Origin of the sequence: Mesorhizobium sp. M1273, from assembly GCF_040318195.1 — a bacterium.
Classification (GTDB): Bacteria; Pseudomonadota; Alphaproteobacteria; order Rhizobiales; family Rhizobiaceae; genus Mesorhizobium.
In genome coordinates, this window is sequence record NZ_JAMYLV010000008.1 from 45,558 (window position 1) to 62,156 (window position 16,599).

The following is a 16,599-nucleotide window of genomic DNA, read 5'->3' on the forward strand; positions in this document are numbered from 1 at the left end:
GGACTGGACCAATTCGATGAAGCATTTTTTCAATCGCAGGGATACGATCGTAACTGAGGCCCTGGACGGCTTCCTCGATACTACCGGCGCCGGCGATCTCGCTCGCCTCGACGGCTATCCCGAGATCAAGGTCATTCTCCGCGCGGACTGGGATAAGACCAAGGTTGCGGTCATTTCCGGCGGCGGGGCCGGGCACGAACCTGCCCATGCCGGCTTTGTTGGCATTGGCATGCTGACGGCGGCGGTTTCGGGCGAGATCTTTGCTTCGCCGAGCGTGGAAGCGGTATTGGCCGCCATCCGCGCGGTGACCGGTCCCGCCGGGTGTCTGCTGATCGTCAAGAACTATACCGGCGATCGCCTCAACTTCGGCCTGGCAGCCGAGAAGGCGCGCGCCGAAGGCTTCCGGGTCGAGATGGTGATTGTCGCCGACGATATCGCCCTGCCGGACATTGCCCAGCCGCGTGGCCTGGCCGGCACCTTGTTCGTGCACAAGATCGCCGGCCACCAGTCGGAAGCCGGCATTGACCTGGCGGCGATTGCCGGGGCGGCGCGGGCAGTGGCGGCGGATATCGTTTCGCTCGGCATATCGCTGTCATCCTGCTCGATCCCCGGCCAGAGCCATGAAGAAAGATTCGGGGCGGACGATGCCGAACTCGGCCTCGGCATCCATGGCGAACCGGGCGTTGAGCGGATTGCGGTGCAAAGTGCCGAAAGGCTGGTTGCGATCATGTCGGAGCGCCTTGCCGCGCGGCTTGATCCGGTCAGCCACTACGCCTTGCTGATCAATAATCTCGGTTCGGTGCCACCGCTGGAAATGTTGCTTGTCGCCAATGCGGTACTGGCTTCACCGCTGGCGCAAAAGGTGACGCTGACAATCGGGCCCGGGCAGCTTATGACCGCGCTCAACATGAACGGCTTTTCCCTGTCGCTGATCCGGCTCGATGCGTCGCGCGAAGCGGCGTTGCGGGCGCCGGTAGGCCCCCACGCCTGGCTGCCGGCAAGAGCCGTTCGCCAAGCCAGCGTCGTGCCGATGGCCAAAGCCGCCGGCCCGAACAACGCGTCGAAAGCCAGCCAGGACGCACGCACCGACCGGTTGGTTGTCGCGGTCTGCGAACGGCTGATCTCGCTTGAAGGCTCGTTGAACGGACTGGATGCCAAGGCGGGAGACGGTGACACCGGATCGACAGTGGCGGCCGGTGCGCGCAGTGTGCTTGGCCGCATTGCAACACTGCCGCTCGCTGACCCTGCCGCAACGCTCGCCGTCGTCGGCGACATCCTGAGCGCCAGCATGGGCGGCTCTAGCGGCGTGCTGTTGTCGATCTTCTTCACCGCCGCCGCGCAGGCGCTGGAGTCTGGCGAAACGCTTCCCAAGGCGCTTCTCGCCGGCCTCGATCGGATGTCCTTCTATGGTGGAGCGAGGGTCGGCGATCGCACGATGATCGATGCCCTGGAACCCGCCTTGAGGGCGCTGGATAGGGGGAGTCTGGAAGATGCGGCGGTCGCGGCGCAACGCGGCGCCGAGGCCACCGCTGCCATGCGCAAGGCCAAGGCCGGGCGGTCCGCTTATATTGGCAGCCAGCTCGACGGCGTGGTCGACCCCGGCGCCTTTGCCGTCGCCGAGGTCTTCACTGCCCTCGCTGCGTTGCTCGAACCCGCTTGACTGGGGAAAAGAATGCTTCAATTGCCGGATATGCAATTTTCTCGTACTGCCGGCAGCACAGGGGCCAGGAGCATGGGTGATATGGCGGCAGCGGATATTTCCAGGCTGATCGAGGCGGCGGCAAACACGATCGCCGCACATGCCGACGAGCTGACCAGTCTCGACCAGGCCATCGGCGACGGCGACCATGGGCTCAACATGAGACGCGGCTTCGAGGCAGTGCGGGCCGAGGCCGGCGCGTTTGCGACAAAGCCGTTGCCCGAGGCGCTGAAGGCGATCGGCACCAAACTGGTGATGACCGTCGGCGGAGCCTCCGGTCCGTTGTTCGGCACGCTGTTCATGGCGCTCGGCAAGGAGATTTCCGCCGCGCCGGGTCGCGCCGACCTGGCGGCGGCCTTCGGCAAGGCGATCGAAGCGGTTGCCGCCAGAGGCAAGTCGCAGGCCGGGCAAAAAACCATGTTAGACGTGCTGCAGCCGGTGCATGAGGCCCTGCTGCAGGGAAAGACGGCAGCGGACATCGTCGAGATCGCCGACAACGCGGCCGACGCGACCGTGCCGATGAAGGCGCTGCGTGGGCGCGCCTCGTTCCTTGGCGACCGTTCGATCGGTCATATGGACGCCGGCGCACGCTCGACTGCGCTTCTGGTGCGGGCCGTAGCCGAGGCAATCGAGAGGCGCGCATGAGCAATGTCGGCATCGTCATCGTATCGCATTCGCCGCTGGTCGCCGAAGGCACCGCCGACATGGTGCGGCAGATGGTCGGCAACGAAGTGCCGCTTGCATGGTGCGGGGGAAACGGCCATGGCGGGCTGGGAACCAATGTCGAGGCGATCATGGACGCCATCGACAAGGCCTGGTCGGAGGCGGGGGTCGCGATCCTCGTCGATCTCGGCGGTGCCGAGACCAATAGCGAGATGGCGGTCGAGATGATCGGCGAACCACGCGCCCAGAAGATCATCGTCTGCAATGCGCCGATCGTCGAAGGCGCGGTGATGGCGGCGACCGAGGCTTCCGGCGGCGCCTCGCTCAGGGAAGTGGTGGCGACGGCGCACGAATTGTCGCCGTCGTGAACGAACGGGAATTTTGACAAGCATGTCCGCAGCAGCCGAAGCCAGCGTCCTGATCACCCATGAGGTGGGACTGCATGCGCGTCCTTCGGTGAAGTTCACCAAGCTTGCCAAGACGTTTTCGGCCGACGTCGAGATTGCGCTCGCCGCCAACGGGCCATGGTTCGACGCCAAGAGCATCGTCAAGGTGATGGCGGCGAAAGCGCCGAAAGGCACTGTCCTGCATATCAGAGCCAAAGGGGACGGCGCCGGCGAGGCGGTCGGCGCACTGGTCGAGCTGGTGCGGCGCGATTTCGACGAAGGCAAGGACCATGCCCGAACCGCTTAGGCTGCAGGGCATTTCGGCATCGGCCGGCTATGCCGAGGGGCCGCTGTTCGATCTGGACCAGGCTGCTGTGCGTTATGTCCGCAAGGCGACTGCCGCGGACGAGAAGGCGGCGCTTGAGGCCGCCATCTCTATTGCCGCAGGCCGGCTCGCGACATTGATCCAAACCAGCGACAGCGAGGCGGCCGGGATCCTCGAATTCCAGCTCGCCATGCTGGAGGACGACTCGCTGACCGGCCCGGCCTTTGCGCGAATTGCCGAGGGCATGGCTGCTGATGCGGCTTGGCGAAAAGCGCTCGACGCCGAGATAGCCGGCTATGAAACATCCGAGCAGGACTATTTCCGGGCGCGCGCGGCCGACATGCGCGACATACGCGACCAGGTGCTACGCGCGCTTGCCGGGGGCGGCGACATTGCCGCGCCGGCAGGTGCGATCTTCTACGGCGAGGATATCGCACCGACGCGCTTCCTCGAAACCGACTGGAGTGCCGGCGGCGGCATAGCACTTACGGCCGGAAGTGCCGCAAGTCATGTCGCAATGCTGGCACGCTCACGCGGCGTGCCAATGGTGGTGGGGTTGGGGCTCGTAGCGCGTGGGGTAGCCGGGCCCGGTGCTTCGCCGGCTCACCTTGCCGGAATCGCACTGCTCGATGCCGAACATGGCGGCATCGTGTTGGCGCCTTCGAAAGCGGAGATCGACGCATTCCGGCGATCGTCATCGTCTTTCGCGGCGCATCGCGACAAAGCGGCAGCCTATTTGACAAGGCCGGCAGCAACGAAGACCGGCATATCGGTCCACGTGCAGGTGAATATTGCCGATCCGTCCGATGTCGACCGCATCGATGCTGCGGCGTGCGACGGTGTCGGGCTGATGCGGACCGAATTCCTGTTCGGCAAGACGCTGCCGGACGAGGAGACGCAATATCGCGCCTACCGTAGAGTGCTGGAATGGGCAGGCGACAGGCCGGTGACGATCCGTACTGTCGATGCGGGCGGCGATAAACCTGTGCCGGGCCTGACCGTCGAGGAAGGTAACCCATTCCTTGGCCTGCGCGGGATCAGGCTGTCGCTGATGCGTCCGGAGGTCTTTCGCGTGCAGATCCGCGCCTTGCTACGTGCCGCCATGCGCGGCAATCTGAAGGTGATGTTCCCGATGATCGCCGTTCCGGAAGAGTATGAACGCGCCACCGCGCTGTTCGCTGAGGAGCAGGCTGACCTTTTGGCGCGCGGCATCGTGCACAAAATGCCGCCGCTTGGCATCATGGTCGAGGTGCCGTCGGTGGCCATCGCACCGGAGGCATTCGCCAAGGCCGCCTTCTTCTCGATCGGTTCGAATGATTTGACCCAATACGTGATGGCCGCCGCGCGCGACAATGCGTCGGTCGCACATCTGAATTCCGTCAGGCACCCGGCCGTGCTCCGGCTGATCGCCTCGGTTGCCGCCTTCGGCCGCGAGCATAATATCCCGGTCAGCCTGTGTGGCGATGCCGGCGGCGACCCCGCCTCGATCCCGGCGCTGCTCGAAACCGGCCTGCGTGACCTCTCCGTCGCTCCCGCCCAACTCGCGATGGCCAAGGCGGCCATCGCGGACGTTTCGATCTAGGCCCCGGTATGGCAGACAAGGCGTCGCAATCCGGCCCCGAAGAGGCGATCCGCGCCTACAAGACGATCCTGTCGCAGGTGATCGACCAGCGCCCGTCCGGCATGCGCCAGCGCCTCGCTGATGCGCTGGGCAAGCATCGCAGCTTCGTCACGCAGATTTCCAGCCCGGCCTATTCGACGCCGATCCCGTCGAAGCATTTGCCGGCTATCTTCTCCGTCTGCCATTTCAGCCCGGCCGAACGCGATCATTTCCTTGAGGCCTACCATCGGGCGCATCCGGGAAAGATGTCGCTGGCCGCAGGCTTGCGCAAGACACGCCATGTCTCGCTGATCGTTCCCGATTTCGGCGACGACAAGCAGAACGCGGCGCTCGACCGGGCGGTCAACGATTTCATCCAGAAGATCACCAGCATCGCCGGCAAGGGCAGCTGACGCTGGGCTATTTCGGGAGGACGGCCATGAAGAAATTTTTGAATTCGGTCGATACGGTGCTGACCGAGAGCCTCGACGGCTTCGTTGCCGCGCATGCCGATATCCTGGCGCTTGGCGAGGAACACAAATTTGTCCGCCGCAAGCTGCTCACACCGGGCAAGGTGGCGCTGATCTCCGGCGGTGGCTCGGGTCACGAGCCGCTACATGGCGGGTTCGTCGGGCACGGCATGCTGGATGCGGCCTGCCCCGGCCAGGTATTCACCTCGCCAACGCCTGACCAGATGATGGCGGCGGCCGAAGTCGTCAATACGGGCGCCGGCTGCCTGTTCATCGTCAAGAACTACGAGGGCGACGTGATGAATTTCGACATGGCCGCTGAAATGTCGGAAGGCGTGATGCAAATCGTGACCAATGACGACGTTGCGGTCGAAAAATCGTCCTACACCACCGGCCGGCGCGGCGTCGCCGGCACGCTGGTGGTCGAGAAAATCGTCGGCGCGGCGGCCGAACAAGGCATGGCACTGGAGCCGTTGAAGGCGCTCGGCGAGCGCGTCAACGGCGCGACGCGCTCGATGGGCGTGGCGCTGACCAGTTGCACCGTGCCGGCGGCGGGCAAGCCGACCTTCGATATCGGCGACGGCGAGATGGAGTTCGGGGTCGGCATCCACGGCGAGCCTGGGAGGCGGCGCGACACATTGAAAAGCGCCGATGCTATCGCCGAGGAGATCTGTACCGCAATCCTGGGTGACCTGGGCGACGGTGCCAGAGGCCAGGCGCTACTCTTCGTCAACGGCTTTGGCGGCACACCGTTGATGGAGCTTTATCTGATGTACAACAGCGCCCGCAAAATCTTCGAGAAGCACGGCGTGACGGTGATCCGGTCGCTGGTCGGGTCCTATGTGACCTCGCTCGATATGGCCGGCTGTTCGATCACGCTGAGCATGCTCGACGACGAGGCGGCTGTTTGGTGGGATGCACCGGTACATACGGCCGCGCTGCGCTGGGGCATGTAGCGGCGGAGAATGCCCCAGAAATAGTCGGTGACAAGACCGGTATCGGCAACGCCGCGCATCGCCAGACAGTTGCCCTCCTCACCCTGCGTAAGATAAAGAATCTGCGGGTTTGGGGAGTTCGAGCATGCGTTACAATTGGGATCGGGCGCCGACGGGTTTCGAGCGCCATGGAAAGGTGCTGGCAGCCGCCTTGCTGATCGTCGGCGGGGTCGGACTTATGCTCGCTGCCCTCCCGCTTTAGGGACAACAAACTCGGGTAGCGGACTACGTCTCAGCGCGTTGCCTCAGTGCGCCTGGCCAGTCACGGCGATGAAACGGCGGTCGCGCCCTTCAAATCCCTGGCTGAAGCGCTGCACGAGCACCGCAAGCACGCCCGGTTTTCCATCCGGGGTGAATGCGTAAGATTCCGACAGGCTGTAGGAAGTCGGGCAATTCCTCGAACCGGGCACCGCCTTGTCCTCATGCAGCAGCTTGATCGGCTTGCCGTCCTGACCCTGCAGCGTCAGGCGAAAGCCGAGCGCCTTGCCGGTCGTTTCGCCTTGCAGCGTCGCGTCGAAACTCGCTGAACAATCCGCCGTGCTGTCGGCACGGATCTGCTCGAGCTGGATGGTGCCAAGCTCGTCATAGGCCGGCGAAAGCCATTTTTGCGAAACCTGCTCGAGGCGCGCAATGTCATTGTAGGCGACCATGTCGTCGGGAAAGGTGAACCTGTCCAAGGCAGTCCGCTCGCCGCGCGGCGCGATGGCATATTTGGCCAGCAAAGGCGCCGCCAGTTCGGCGGCCTGTGCCCTCGCCTGCGCAAGCGTCAATGTCGAATCCTCCGTCTCGTCGGCGATGACGATCGGCTTGCCGCCGACGAACTCATCGGTCCGCGTGTCGATGATGTCGATCTCCGACCAGCCCGAATCCGAAGCACCGGCATCGAGCGTGCCGTACTGCTCGAAGGCGAAATAGTTGCCGTCGGGCGAAAAGCCGATGATGCGCCTTGCCGCCGCATCGCCGGCCTGCGCAGCTGAAGCGAGCACCACCGCCAGCGTCGCAACCGCGGCAAACCCAAGCTCATATCGCAATTTCATCGCGCCCTTACCCCCTAATGCCGAAAATTCGAACGACACCGGCCCCCAGACCATTCATGACCCGCACTTGCGGCCAAGTTAGAACGACAGCAAACGAAACGCACAAATACATGGTTACACAAACCAGCATACGCTATTTCAAGGACAGCAAACATTCCTGGGGAGGAAGCTGGATGGCGTCACGCTACCACGAGGTCTACGACGGCTGGAAACGCGACCCGGAAAAATTCTGGGCCGATGCCGCGGGCGCAATCGACTGGTTCTCGCCCTTCGAGACGGTGTTCGACGCCAATGCCGGCGTCTATGGCAGGTGGTTCATTGGCGCCTCGTGCAACACCTGCTTCAATGCCGTCGATCGTCATGTGGCGGGCGGCCGTGCCGACCAGATCGCGTTGATCCATGACAGCGCGATTTCGGGCACAATCAGGAGATTCACGTATGCCGAGTTGAAGCGCGAGGTGGTCGCGCTGACCTCGGTGCTCAAGAATCGTGGCATCCAAAAAGGCGATCGCGTCATCATCTACATGCCGATGGTACCGGAAGCAGCCTTCGCCATGCTTGCCTGTGCGCGGATCGGCGCCGTGCATTCGGTGGTCTTCGGCGGCTTTGCCTCGCATGAGCTCGCCACCCGCATCGATGACGCCAAGCCGAAGCTGATCATCTCTGCTTCCTGCGGCCTGGAGCCAGGGCGCGTCGTTGCCTATAAGCCGCTGCTCGACAAGGCGATCGAGATGTCGCGGCACAAGCCGGAAAGCTGCCTTATCCTGCAGCGCGACCAACTGCGCTGCGAACTCAGGGAAAACCACGATATCGACTATGCCGACGCCGTGGCGCGCGAGCGGGCCGCGGGTGCCAATGTCGACTGTGTTCCGGTCCTTGCCACCGATCCGCTCTACATCATCTACACGTCGGGCACGACCGGCCAGCCGAAGGGAATCGTGCGCGACAATGGCGGCCATATGGTCGCGCTGAAATGGTCGATGGAAAACGAGTTCGGCGTCAAACCGGGCGAAGTGTTCTGGGCGGCTTCCGATGTCGGCTGGGTGGTCGGCCATTCCTATATCGTCTACGGCCCGCTGCTGCATGGCTGCACAACGATCCTGTTCGAGGGCAAGCCGGTCGGCACGCCCGATGCCGGCACCTATTGGCGTGTGATCGCCGAGCATGACGTCGTCGCGCTGTTCACCGCGCCAACCGCCTTTCGCGCCATCAAAGGACAGGACCCGAAGGGCGAATTCGTCCCGAAATACGACCTGTCCAAATTCCGGACGCTGTTCCTGGCCGGCGAGCGCGCCGATCCGGAAACCATCAAATGGGCGGAGCAGAAATTGACCGTGCCGGTGATCGACCATTGGTGGCAGACCGAGACCGGCTCGCCGATGACCATCAATCCCGCTGGATTGGGCCTGCTGCCGGTCAAATACGGCTCGCCCGGCGTGCCGATGCCCGGCTACGACATCCGCGTGCTCGACGATGCCGGCCATGAGGTCAAGCGTGGTGCGCTTGGCAATGTCGTGGTGAAATTGCCGTTGCCCCCCGGCTGCCTGCCGACGCTGTGGAATGCCGACGAGCGGTTTCGCCAAGCCTATCTCGACGAGTTCCCCGGCTTCTACAAAACCGCGGATGCCGGCATGATGGACGAGGACGGCTATCTCTATGTCATGGCTCGCACCGACGACATCATCAATGTCGCCGGTCACCGGCTATCGACCGGCGCCATGGAGGAGGTTCTGGCCGCGCATCCCGACGTCGCCGAATGCGCCGTCGTCGGTATTTCCGATGCTATGAAAGGCCAGGTTCCACTCGGCTTCGTCGTGCTGAATGCCGGCGTCGACCGCGACGCCGGCATCATCGAAAACGAGGTTGTCACCCTGGTGCGCGAACGGATCGGCCCGGTCGCTGCCTTCAAGACGGTGGTGACGATCAAGCGCCTGCCGAAGACGCGCTCCGGCAAGATCCTGCGCGGCACCATGCAGAAGATCGCCGACAAGGAGGAATGGGCCATGCCGGCAACGATCGACGACCCGGCCATCCTCGACGAGATCACCGCCGCGCTGAACCGCCGCGGCATCGGCCTGTAATGGGCGCCGAAGCCGAGTTGTGTCCGAAGCTCCGGTATGGAACGACCGGCGCCGGACGTGGTATCCACGCGCGGTGTCGTCATGTTGTTTCGGAATCGAGACGCACCCACAGCCATGCGAGACGCCATACGTGACCCTGTTCCAGCGATCGAGAAAGCCCCAGGCCGCGGCACGCCAGCGGCTGGAGATCGATATGCGGGGCGCAGTCGTCTATGCGATCGGCGACGTGCATGGCTGCTACAAGGAACTCCGCGCCCTGGAGCAGAAGATCGTGCTCGATTCGGCGCCCTTCGAAGGGCGCAAGGTCATAATCATGCTTGGCGACTATGTCGATCGTGGACCCCAGTCGGCGCGTGTGCTCGATCATCTGCTGGCGCCACCGCTCCGTGATTTCCAGCGCATCTGCCTTGCCGGCAACCACGAAGTCGTGATGCTGAACTACGTCGACGGGATCATTTCGAGAGAGTCGTGGCTGGCGATAGGCGGCCTGCAAACGCTGTTTTCCTACGGCGTCGACCCGTCGCGCATGGCCGATCTCTATGGGTCAAGCGAGGAGGTCGACAAGCGCATTCGGGAAGTCATTCCAGCCGACCACATTAGCTTCATGCGCGCGCTGCCGGTCATGGTCTGTTCGGCGAAATTCGTGTTCGTCCATGCCGGCATCAGGCCCGGCATCGACCTCGCCGCGCAGGACGAGGACGACCTGCTGAATATCCGTTCGGACTTCTTCGACGCTGCGCATCTTCTCGACCGCTATGTCGTGCACGGACATACGCCGGTCGACACTCCGAAGCTCGAGGGACGCCGGCTTGGCATAGACACCGGCGCCTTCCAAACCGGCCAGCTGACCGCCCTCAGGATCGTCGACAACCGCGCCAGGTTGATATTTTCCTGAGCGCGATGTCGTCGCTCAGGCGGCTGCCTTGGTGCGCGCTTCCGATTTTTCCAGATAGTAGCTCGAATATTTGTCGAAGAATTTTTCCGAGCCGCCGATCGCGCCATATTTGGCCAGCTTCTTCAGTTCGACCTTGTTCAGCACCGCGCCAATGATCTTCTTGGCGATGTAGGGCTCCGAGCTGAGCATGGATTGCACCATCGCACGCGGCGTGCGTCCCCACTCGGTGACCAGCACGAAGCCGTCGACAAGCGGAGCGAAGGCCTTGGCGTCGACGACAGGCCCGAGCGGCGGCAGATCGACGATGATGTATTCGAAGGTTTCCTTGGCGTTATCGATGAAACGCCGCATGCCGGCTGAAGACAGAAGCTCGCTGGTATGCGAAAACTGGCCACGCAGGACGGCCGGAATGATAGCCAGCTTGGTCTGCCGGTCGATCTTGCCGACCGATTGCCATGTCTGCCCGCTCACCACAGCTTCCATCAGGCCCTGCTCGGCCTCCATACCGAGGCTGCGGCTGAGGCCGGGATTGCGCAGGTCGCCATCGATCAGCAGCGTTTTCGATCCGTTGACGGCAAGCAGCCCGGCAAGATTGGCCGCCACCGTCGACTTGCCCTCGCCGGGAAGCACCGAGACCACGCCGATGACCCGGCTGCCCTGGCCCTCCAGCACGACGTCGAAGGCGATCTTGGCGTTGCGCAGCGTCTCGGAGAACATCGATGCCGGGGCATCGACGGTTACCCGCATCCGCGCACGTTTTTCGGCTGCCGACAATGTTTTGGAGGGCTGGGATTTGGAGGACTTGGCGGTCTTGGATTCAACGACTTTGACGTCAGGCTGACCGCCATTGCGCTGGTCATCCTTGCCAGCCTTGCCGATGACCGGCAAGTAGCCGAGGAATTTGAGGCCGACACGGTCGCGGACATCCTCGCCGGTCCTGAAGAAGCGTTCCCTGAATTCATTCAGGCCACCAACCCCTGCCCCCAGCATCATGCCAAGCGCCAGCGAAAGCCCCAGCACGATGGCTGTGCGGGGGGTTGCGGCCGACTGCGGCATCGTCGCGTCCGAGATGACCCGGATCTTGCCGACCGGGAAGGATTGCTGCTGGGCGGCCTCCTCATAGCGGTTCAGGAACGTCTGGTAGAGCGTCGACAGCGCCGTCGCCTTTTGGTCCAGCTCACGCAGCTTGACCTGCGACTGGTTGTCGATGGAGCTCTTGCCAGCCGCCAAGGCGACATTTGCGCGGAGCGCGGTTTCGCGCGCCAGAGCGACCTCGTATTCGTTGCGGTAGCTTTCGGTCAGTTGCTTCAGCTCGCCGAAAATCTGCGCCGATATGTCGGCCTTCTCCTTGGCGAGCGCGACGGCCTGCGGATGTTGCGGGCCGAAATTGGCTTCGACATCCTGCTGTCGCTTGGATACGGTGAGATAGCGGTTCTTCAGCGTCGTGATGACCGAGCTGCTCGGCTGATCGTTCGATATCGCAGCGTCCTTGAACGCGTTGTCCGAGCCGCTTTCGACGATCGACTTGTACTGCTGATAGCGGGCGCCGGCACGTGCTGTATCCGCCTGCGCGACGATCAGCTGGGTGTTGAGATCGGACAATTGCTTGTCGCTGATCAGCTGGCCGTCATTGACGGCCAATCCGTGTTCGGCCCTGAACTTTTCGACCGCCAGTGCAGCCGCCTGGGAGCTCTCACGAAGCTCGGTCAGCCGGCCTTGCAGCCAGACCGCCGCCCGCTCGGTCGCGTCGAAGCTGGCATCGAGTTGATCGGCTAGATAGGCATCGGCATAGGCCTTGGTGATGGCGGTCGCAAGCGCCGGATCCGTCGCCTGGAAGGAGATGCTGATGACAAAGCTCCGGCCGATCCGCTCGGCATCGAGTTGGGTCTGCAGTTTGAAGATTGCGTAGTCACGGGGCGATGAGGATGCGGTGATCGCGTCACGCGTCGCAGCATCAAGCTGAGTGACATCGGTTGTGCTAGCGGCGCGCTTGGGGCGGACAGACTGGACGATACCGCGCACAAAGCCAGCAACCTTCGACAGGGCCGACGTCGGAGGGTTCATGAAAGCGTCGTTCTGATCGAGCTTCAGCTTGTCGACGACCACCCCAGCCAGCCTGGCCGACTGTAGTATTTCGATCTGGCTCAGAACGGCGGAGTCGGTCTGCATGCTGACCGACGCCGCCGAAATGTCGTCGACGACCTTGTTCAATCCTTCGTCGATCAGCACGCTGCTCGTCGCCACATAGGTAGGAGGCGTCGTCTGCAAATAGAGCACGCCGAGAAAGAGACCGATGACGGCGCAGGCGGCAACCACTTTCGCCTGCCGCGCGGCCATGCCAAGCAGGCGCTCGATGTCGATGAAGTCTTCGGCGTTTGCCGCATTAGAAGCCGGCAATGGCGTCCTCTTGTCGACAGGAAAATTGGCATAGTTCATCTTCGGTCCAATTCTAGTTTGCAGGCGCTACCGCCTCGAAGGTCGGGACATAGGGTGCAAACCTTGCGGCGGACAGTGCGCGTTACGCGCGGCGCAACGGCCTGTCCTGCGTCATCAGCCGCACCCACAATGCCTCGAAAAAATGGACATTATGCGGCTTCTTCCCGACGCTGATGCGACCGGACGAATTCCTGCAGCATCTCGAAGATCGGGCCCTTCATGTCCTCCCGCGCCAGCGCGAAAGCGATATTGGCCTGGATGAACCCCTCCTTCGAACCGCAGTCGAACATGCGGCCGTCGAAAGGCTGGGCGAAGAAGGCCTGGGTCTGTGCGAGACGCACCATTGCGTCGGTCAGCTGGATCTCGTTTCCGGCGCCGCGTTGCTGGCTGGCAAGCAACGAGAATATCTCGGGCTGCAGGATGTAGCGGCCGTTGATGTAGAAGTTCGACGGCGCGTTGGCAGGAGCCGGCTTTTCGACCATGGCCGTTACCTCGAAGCCCGTGCCGACATCAGCGCCGCGCCCGACAATGCCGTATTTGCTGGTCTCGGTCGGATCGCAACGCTCGACGGCGATGACGTTTGCGCCAGTCCGTGCGTAAAGATCAGCGACTTCGGCGAGACAGCCACGCCCGCCGAAGGACACCATGTCCGGCAAAAGCAATGCGAAGGGCTCGTCACCGATGACTTCGCGCGCGCACCAGACGGCATGGCCGAGGCCTTGCGGCGACTGCTGGCGGATGAAGCTCGTCGCGCCGGCGACGGGAAGCAGGCTTTCAAGCGATTCGAGTTGCGCCTTCTTGCCGCTCTGCTCCAGGGTTCCGATCAGTTCAGGATGCAGGTCGAAATAGTCCTCGATCACCGCCTTGTTGCGGCCGGTGACGAAGACGATGTGCTCGATGCCGGCCTCGAACGCCTCGTCAACCGCATATTGCACGACAGGCCTGTCGACCACCGGCAGCATTTCCTTCGGCATGGACTTGGTCGCCGGCAGGAACCGCGTTCCGAGCCCCGCCACCGGTATGACTGCCTTCCTGACTTTTTTCATTGCATGTTCCTTCTGAGGAGATCGATTTCAACCCTGTCGCAGGCGGCGAAACTGTCTTCATTCACCTGCAGCCCTTCACCTCCCCGCCACTACGGCAAACTGTGCCGCTACCCTTCGCAGCCGGACGGCGATCGGCATGCTCATATGCCGAACCGCCGCCGGATCGCTGAGCGCCGTCCATATCGCCTTGAGCGGCGACCGCGCCTTGATGTGCTGAACCAGCGACAGGAATGATGCCGCCCGCCGCAGGCTGCGAGCGCGCCTGGCGAACGCCGCCTCGGCCGCAGCATCCATGGAATGGGTCGCGGCGAAGGTGGCATCGGCCCTGCGCATCGCCTCGACGTGATGAAGTTCGAGCACCCGGGAGATGGAACCGGTGCGAATGTGGTAGATATAGCCCGTCGTCGGCTCGACCATGCATTTGCCGCCTTTAGCCAGAGCACTGGCCAGGAGGATATAGTCTTCGCCAATGATCAGGCTTTCATCGTAACGAAGCCCGTTCTCGTTCAGGAACCGGCGCTGGAAGATCGGCTTGAGGTAGCCGAGATTGAAGCTCGATTCGAAGAGGACGTTACCGCCGATGAAATCCGCCAGCGAGATTGAACCGAGGCCTTCCAGATAGTCGGCCGGGAACATCGTCTCTTCGGCAACGCCATCCTCGCGAACGACCTGCAGATTATCGACCGCGATCTCGGCGCCCGCTTTCTCCGCGCGCTCGATCATGGTGCAGATTCGCCCGGGATAGACCGCGTCGTCCGAATCTAGGACCGCGACCCACCTGCCGCGGGCAAGCTCAAGGCCGGCATTCCTGGCGCCGCCGGGGCCACGGTTTTGCTCAAGCGCGACAACGCGTACGATGTCTTCGGGGTAGGATCTCGCCAGGTCGAGCGTCCGGTCGCGCGACTTGTCGTCGACGACGATGACCTCGACGCTGATATTGCGCTGGGCGACGGCGCTGGCAATCGCCCGATCGATGGTCGCCTCGGCATTGTAGGCGGCAATCACGAAGCTCACGTCAGGCTGCACGCTTGCCCCCTTGCTGCGGCGAAGACAGGCCGTATTGGCGGATTTCACGAACCCCGACGAGGCCGCTGACGACGCCGACATGCATAATGCCGCGAAGCACGCTGCGGTTCCGACGTACGGGGTCGATGGCGACCGGAATTGCCGACAGGAAACTGTAGGCGGCCTTTGCCGCGGCAATGCCGACCTGCTTGAGCCGGGCAAGGCCGTGTGCGTTGCGCCCCAGAAGATGACCATGCGTCTGCCCAACGCGGAACCGGCGGCGGCCGAGCCAGTCGAATGCCGCCCTGGCAGGTGGCACCGCTTCGTCGACCCAAGCCTCCGGCGAAAAGGCGATGCGGCCGCCGGCCTTGACCATCTGGTCGAAGAATTCCGTATCTTCGCCGCCGGTCTGGCCACGTGCCAGGCTGAAGCGCCGGCCGCGCAGGCTCTCAGCGCCAATCCTGAGCAGGACGTTGCAGGTGTAGCCGGTGCGGATTTCGCCGCTCACCCAGACCGGCAAGGTCGAGTGGAAATCGCCTTTGCGCATCCAGGCGGGCGCATCCGGCAGGTAACGGGCTTGCACCGGCCCAAGCACCGTCGCAGCACCTGTTGCTTCCGCCGTCGCCACCAGTTCGGCAAGCCAGCCAGCGGTGGCCGTCTCGTCATCGTCGATAAAGGCGACGAAATCCGCCGCACTGGCATCGAGGCAAGCGTTGCGCGCTATCGAGATGTTGCGGGCCGGGGCGTGCCGGTAGGTCATTGGCAGCTTCAACTCCGCAGCCAGCGTCGTCACCATCTGTTCGGCCGTCGGCGTATCGTCGTTGTCCGCGATGATAACACCGACGTCGAATCCCGCGGGCATATCCATGGCCGCTATGGAGCGAAGCGTGTCGGCAAGCTCCGGCCGGCGAAATGTGCAGACGCAGATATCGATGCTTCGATTTTTCCTGACCGGGTCCATCACGCTACCCCGCGCTGCGGTCGCGGTGCGAGCAGTTGCAGCCAGAAACCGACCGACCAGCCGAAATGCATGACCATTGCCGAGACCCCGGCCAGCGCAATGTCGGCTTTGCGCTGGCTGAGAGCGGTCCAAAAGCCGTAGCCGAGGCAGACCGACGCCCATAGCAAAAGCGGCACGGCCGCCAGCCAGTGGACGAAGGAAAAGGCGGCGAGAAGAACCACGGGGAACACCAGAAGCGGCACCATCTGCCGGATCTTCGGGATCATGCGGTGCTTGAGAACGTTCTTCGCCCGGCCACGGCCATAGCCGAGATACTGAAAATAGAGGCCCTTCAGCGAGGAACGCGGGTAGTAGACCATTTGCGTCTTGCCGGTCATCCAGATGCGGTAACCGGCCTGGCGGAGCCGATAGTCGAGTTCGGCATCCTCATTGTGGCTGAACGTTTCGTCATAGCCGCCGACCGCGGTGAACGCCGATATCCGTATCAGTGCGTGGTGGCCATGATCGACCCATTCTCCCGCCGAAAGATGCCGGTGCTTGGAGCCGCCGGTGCCGAGCCTGGAGTTCTGCGCCGCTGCCGCTGCTTTCTGAACCATGCCGCTGCCACTGGTCAGCATCGAGACGACGACCGAATCCGCACCGGTGGCCTGCGCTTCTTCGACCAGCCGGTCGCAATAATCCGCAGGATAGCCGCCATGCGCGTCGATGCGAATGAGATAGTCGACGCCTTCCCCGAACCTGGCGACGGCGAGATTGATTGCCGCGCTCTGCAAGCGCTTTTCATTGTGCAGCAGGATCACCCGCTGATCTTTTGCGGCGATGTCCGCGACGATCGTCCTGGTGCCGTCCGTGCTGCCGCCATCGGCAACGATGATCACGGCGCCCAGCCTCTCGGCCGCAGGGCGGAGCTCTCGAAGCAACGCGCCGATATGGGCCGCTTCGTTCAGGCACGGAACCACGATCGTGCAGGATGGAATTTCGGTTTGCGTCATCGGCAGTC

15 protein-coding genes are annotated in these 16,599 nt (G+C 63.2%); 9 read left to right on the forward strand and 6 right to left on the reverse strand.

Annotation, left to right across the window (positions count from 1 at the left end):
• Positions 1-16 precede the first annotated feature (16 nt).
• The 7 genes from NKH30_RS11345 (at position 17) to dhaK (ending at position 6,099) form a co-directional block, all read left to right on the forward strand.
• Entirely contained in the window at positions 17-1,660 is a 1,644-nt protein-coding gene (locus tag NKH30_RS11345; protein WP_352469939.1) for a dihydroxyacetone kinase subunit DhaK, read from the forward strand.
• A gap of 81 nt (positions 1,661-1,741) precedes the next feature.
• The gene (gene dhaL, locus NKH30_RS11350) at positions 1,742-2,344 is read left to right on the forward strand and encodes a dihydroxyacetone kinase subunit DhaL (RefSeq protein WP_352469938.1); all 603 of its coding nucleotides are present in this window, start codon (positions 1,742-1,744) and stop codon (positions 2,342-2,344) included.
• Positions 2,341-2,730, forward strand: coding sequence for a dihydroxyacetone kinase phosphoryl donor subunit DhaM (gene dhaM / locus NKH30_RS11355; RefSeq protein WP_352469937.1), 390 nt, complete (start codon positions 2,341-2,343; stop codon positions 2,728-2,730). The genes dhaL and dhaM overlap by 4 nt, the downstream gene beginning before the upstream one ends.
• Before the next feature lie 22 nt (positions 2,731-2,752).
• Positions 2,753-3,055, forward strand: a complete 303-nt coding sequence (locus NKH30_RS11360) for an HPr family phosphocarrier protein (RefSeq protein WP_023676329.1) — start codon at positions 2,753-2,755, stop codon at positions 3,053-3,055.
• Complete coding sequence (gene ptsP / locus NKH30_RS11365; protein WP_352995457.1) at positions 3,039-4,655, forward strand: phosphoenolpyruvate--protein phosphotransferase; 1,617 nt, start codon at positions 3,039-3,041, stop codon at positions 4,653-4,655. Before NKH30_RS11360 ends, ptsP begins: the two co-directional genes overlap by 17 nt.
• An 8-nt stretch (positions 4,656-4,663) precedes the next feature.
• Positions 4,664-5,086 (forward strand): hypothetical protein, encoded by a 423-nt coding sequence (locus NKH30_RS11370; protein WP_023676327.1) that lies wholly within the window; start codon positions 4,664-4,666, stop codon positions 5,084-5,086.
• A 26-nt stretch (positions 5,087-5,112) separates the two neighbouring features.
• Complete coding sequence (dhaK, locus tag NKH30_RS11375) at positions 5,113-6,099, forward strand: dihydroxyacetone kinase subunit DhaK (RefSeq protein ID WP_352681425.1); 987 nt, start codon at positions 5,113-5,115, stop codon at positions 6,097-6,099.
• 284 nt (positions 6,100-6,383) lie between these two features.
• Here the strand turns inward: dhaK and NKH30_RS11380 are convergent, their stop codons facing one another.
• On the reverse strand, positions 6,384-7,175 hold the full coding sequence (locus NKH30_RS11380) for a DUF2259 domain-containing protein (RefSeq protein ID WP_352995460.1): 792 nt from the start codon (positions 7,173-7,175) through the stop codon (positions 6,384-6,386).
• Positions 7,176-7,348: 173 nt separating this feature from the next.
• Here NKH30_RS11380 and NKH30_RS11385 point away from each other — a divergent pair, with 173 nt between their 5' ends.
• Positions 7,349-9,256 carry a propionyl-CoA synthetase gene (locus tag NKH30_RS11385; RefSeq protein ID WP_352995463.1) on the forward strand — a complete coding sequence of 636 codons (1,908 nt, stop codon included), beginning with the start codon at positions 7,349-7,351 and terminating at the stop codon, positions 9,254-9,256.
• A 193-nt stretch (positions 9,257-9,449) separates the two neighbouring features.
• Positions 9,450-10,151, forward strand: coding sequence for a metallophosphoesterase family protein (locus NKH30_RS11390; RefSeq protein ID WP_352995466.1), 702 nt, complete (start codon positions 9,450-9,452; stop codon positions 10,149-10,151).
• A gap of 15 nt (positions 10,152-10,166) precedes the next feature.
• Here the strand turns inward: NKH30_RS11390 and NKH30_RS11395 are convergent, their stop codons facing one another.
• From NKH30_RS11395 to NKH30_RS11415, 5 genes are all read right to left on the reverse strand, one after another.
• A complete protein-coding gene (locus tag NKH30_RS11395) occupies positions 10,167-12,587 on the reverse strand; it encodes a polysaccharide biosynthesis tyrosine autokinase (protein ID WP_352995469.1) in 2,421 nt (806 codons plus the stop codon).
• Positions 12,588-12,736: 149 nt separating this feature from the next.
• Positions 12,737-13,633 carry a UTP--glucose-1-phosphate uridylyltransferase gene (locus tag NKH30_RS11400; RefSeq protein ID WP_352540412.1) on the reverse strand — a complete coding sequence of 299 codons (897 nt, stop codon included), beginning with the start codon at positions 13,631-13,633 and terminating at the stop codon, positions 12,737-12,739.
• 75 nt (positions 13,634-13,708) lie between these two features.
• Entirely contained in the window at positions 13,709-14,659 is a 951-nt protein-coding gene (locus NKH30_RS11405; RefSeq protein WP_352540411.1) for a glycosyltransferase family 2 protein, read from the reverse strand.
• The gene (locus NKH30_RS11410) at positions 14,649-15,599 is read right to left on the reverse strand and encodes a glycosyltransferase family 2 protein (RefSeq protein ID WP_352681433.1); all 951 of its coding nucleotides are present in this window, start codon (positions 15,597-15,599) and stop codon (positions 14,649-14,651) included. The genes NKH30_RS11405 and NKH30_RS11410 overlap by 11 nt, the downstream gene beginning before the upstream one ends.
• Positions 15,599-16,591 (reverse strand): glycosyltransferase family 2 protein, encoded by a 993-nt coding sequence (locus NKH30_RS11415; protein ID WP_352469928.1) that lies wholly within the window; start codon positions 16,589-16,591, stop codon positions 15,599-15,601. The genes NKH30_RS11410 and NKH30_RS11415 overlap by 1 nt, the downstream gene beginning before the upstream one ends.
• Positions 16,592-16,599: the final 8 nt, after the last annotated feature.

Bases quoted from the DNA above. Each gene is read 5' to 3' on its own strand.
- dhaL (WP_352469938.1), top strand. From the start codon at position 1,742: ATGGCGGCAGCGGATATTTCCAGGCTGATCGAGGCGGCGGCAAACACG.
- NKH30_RS11400 (WP_352540412.1), bottom strand. From the start codon at position 13,633: ATGAAAAAAGTCAGGAAGGCAGTCATACCGGTGGCGGGGCTCGGAACG.
- NKH30_RS11385 (WP_352995463.1), top strand. From the start codon at position 7,349: ATGGCGTCACGCTACCACGAGGTCTACGACGGCTGGAAACGCGACCCG.
- NKH30_RS11345 (WP_352469939.1), top strand. From the start codon at position 17: ATGAAGCATTTTTTCAATCGCAGGGATACGATCGTAACTGAGGCCCTG.
- NKH30_RS11370 (WP_023676327.1), top strand. From the start codon at position 4,664: ATGGCAGACAAGGCGTCGCAATCCGGCCCCGAAGAGGCGATCCGCGCC.
- NKH30_RS11395 (WP_352995469.1), bottom strand. From the start codon at position 12,587: ATGAACTATGCCAATTTTCCTGTCGACAAGAGGACGCCATTGCCGGCT.
- dhaK (WP_352681425.1), top strand. From the start codon at position 5,113: ATGAAGAAATTTTTGAATTCGGTCGATACGGTGCTGACCGAGAGCCTC.
- NKH30_RS11360 (WP_023676329.1), top strand. From the start codon at position 2,753: ATGTCCGCAGCAGCCGAAGCCAGCGTCCTGATCACCCATGAGGTGGGA.
- dhaM (WP_352469937.1), top strand. From the start codon at position 2,341: ATGAGCAATGTCGGCATCGTCATCGTATCGCATTCGCCGCTGGTCGCC.
- NKH30_RS11380 (WP_352995460.1), bottom strand. From the start codon at position 7,175: ATGAAATTGCGATATGAGCTTGGGTTTGCCGCGGTTGCGACGCTGGCG.
- NKH30_RS11390 (WP_352995466.1), top strand. From the start codon at position 9,450: ATGCGGGGCGCAGTCGTCTATGCGATCGGCGACGTGCATGGCTGCTAC.
- NKH30_RS11415 (WP_352469928.1), bottom strand. From the start codon at position 16,591: ATGACGCAAACCGAAATTCCATCCTGCACGATCGTGGTTCCGTGCCTG.
- ptsP (WP_352995457.1), top strand. From the start codon at position 3,039: ATGCCCGAACCGCTTAGGCTGCAGGGCATTTCGGCATCGGCCGGCTAT.
- NKH30_RS11410 (WP_352681433.1), bottom strand. From the start codon at position 15,599: ATGGACCCGGTCAGGAAAAATCGAAGCATCGATATCTGCGTCTGCACA.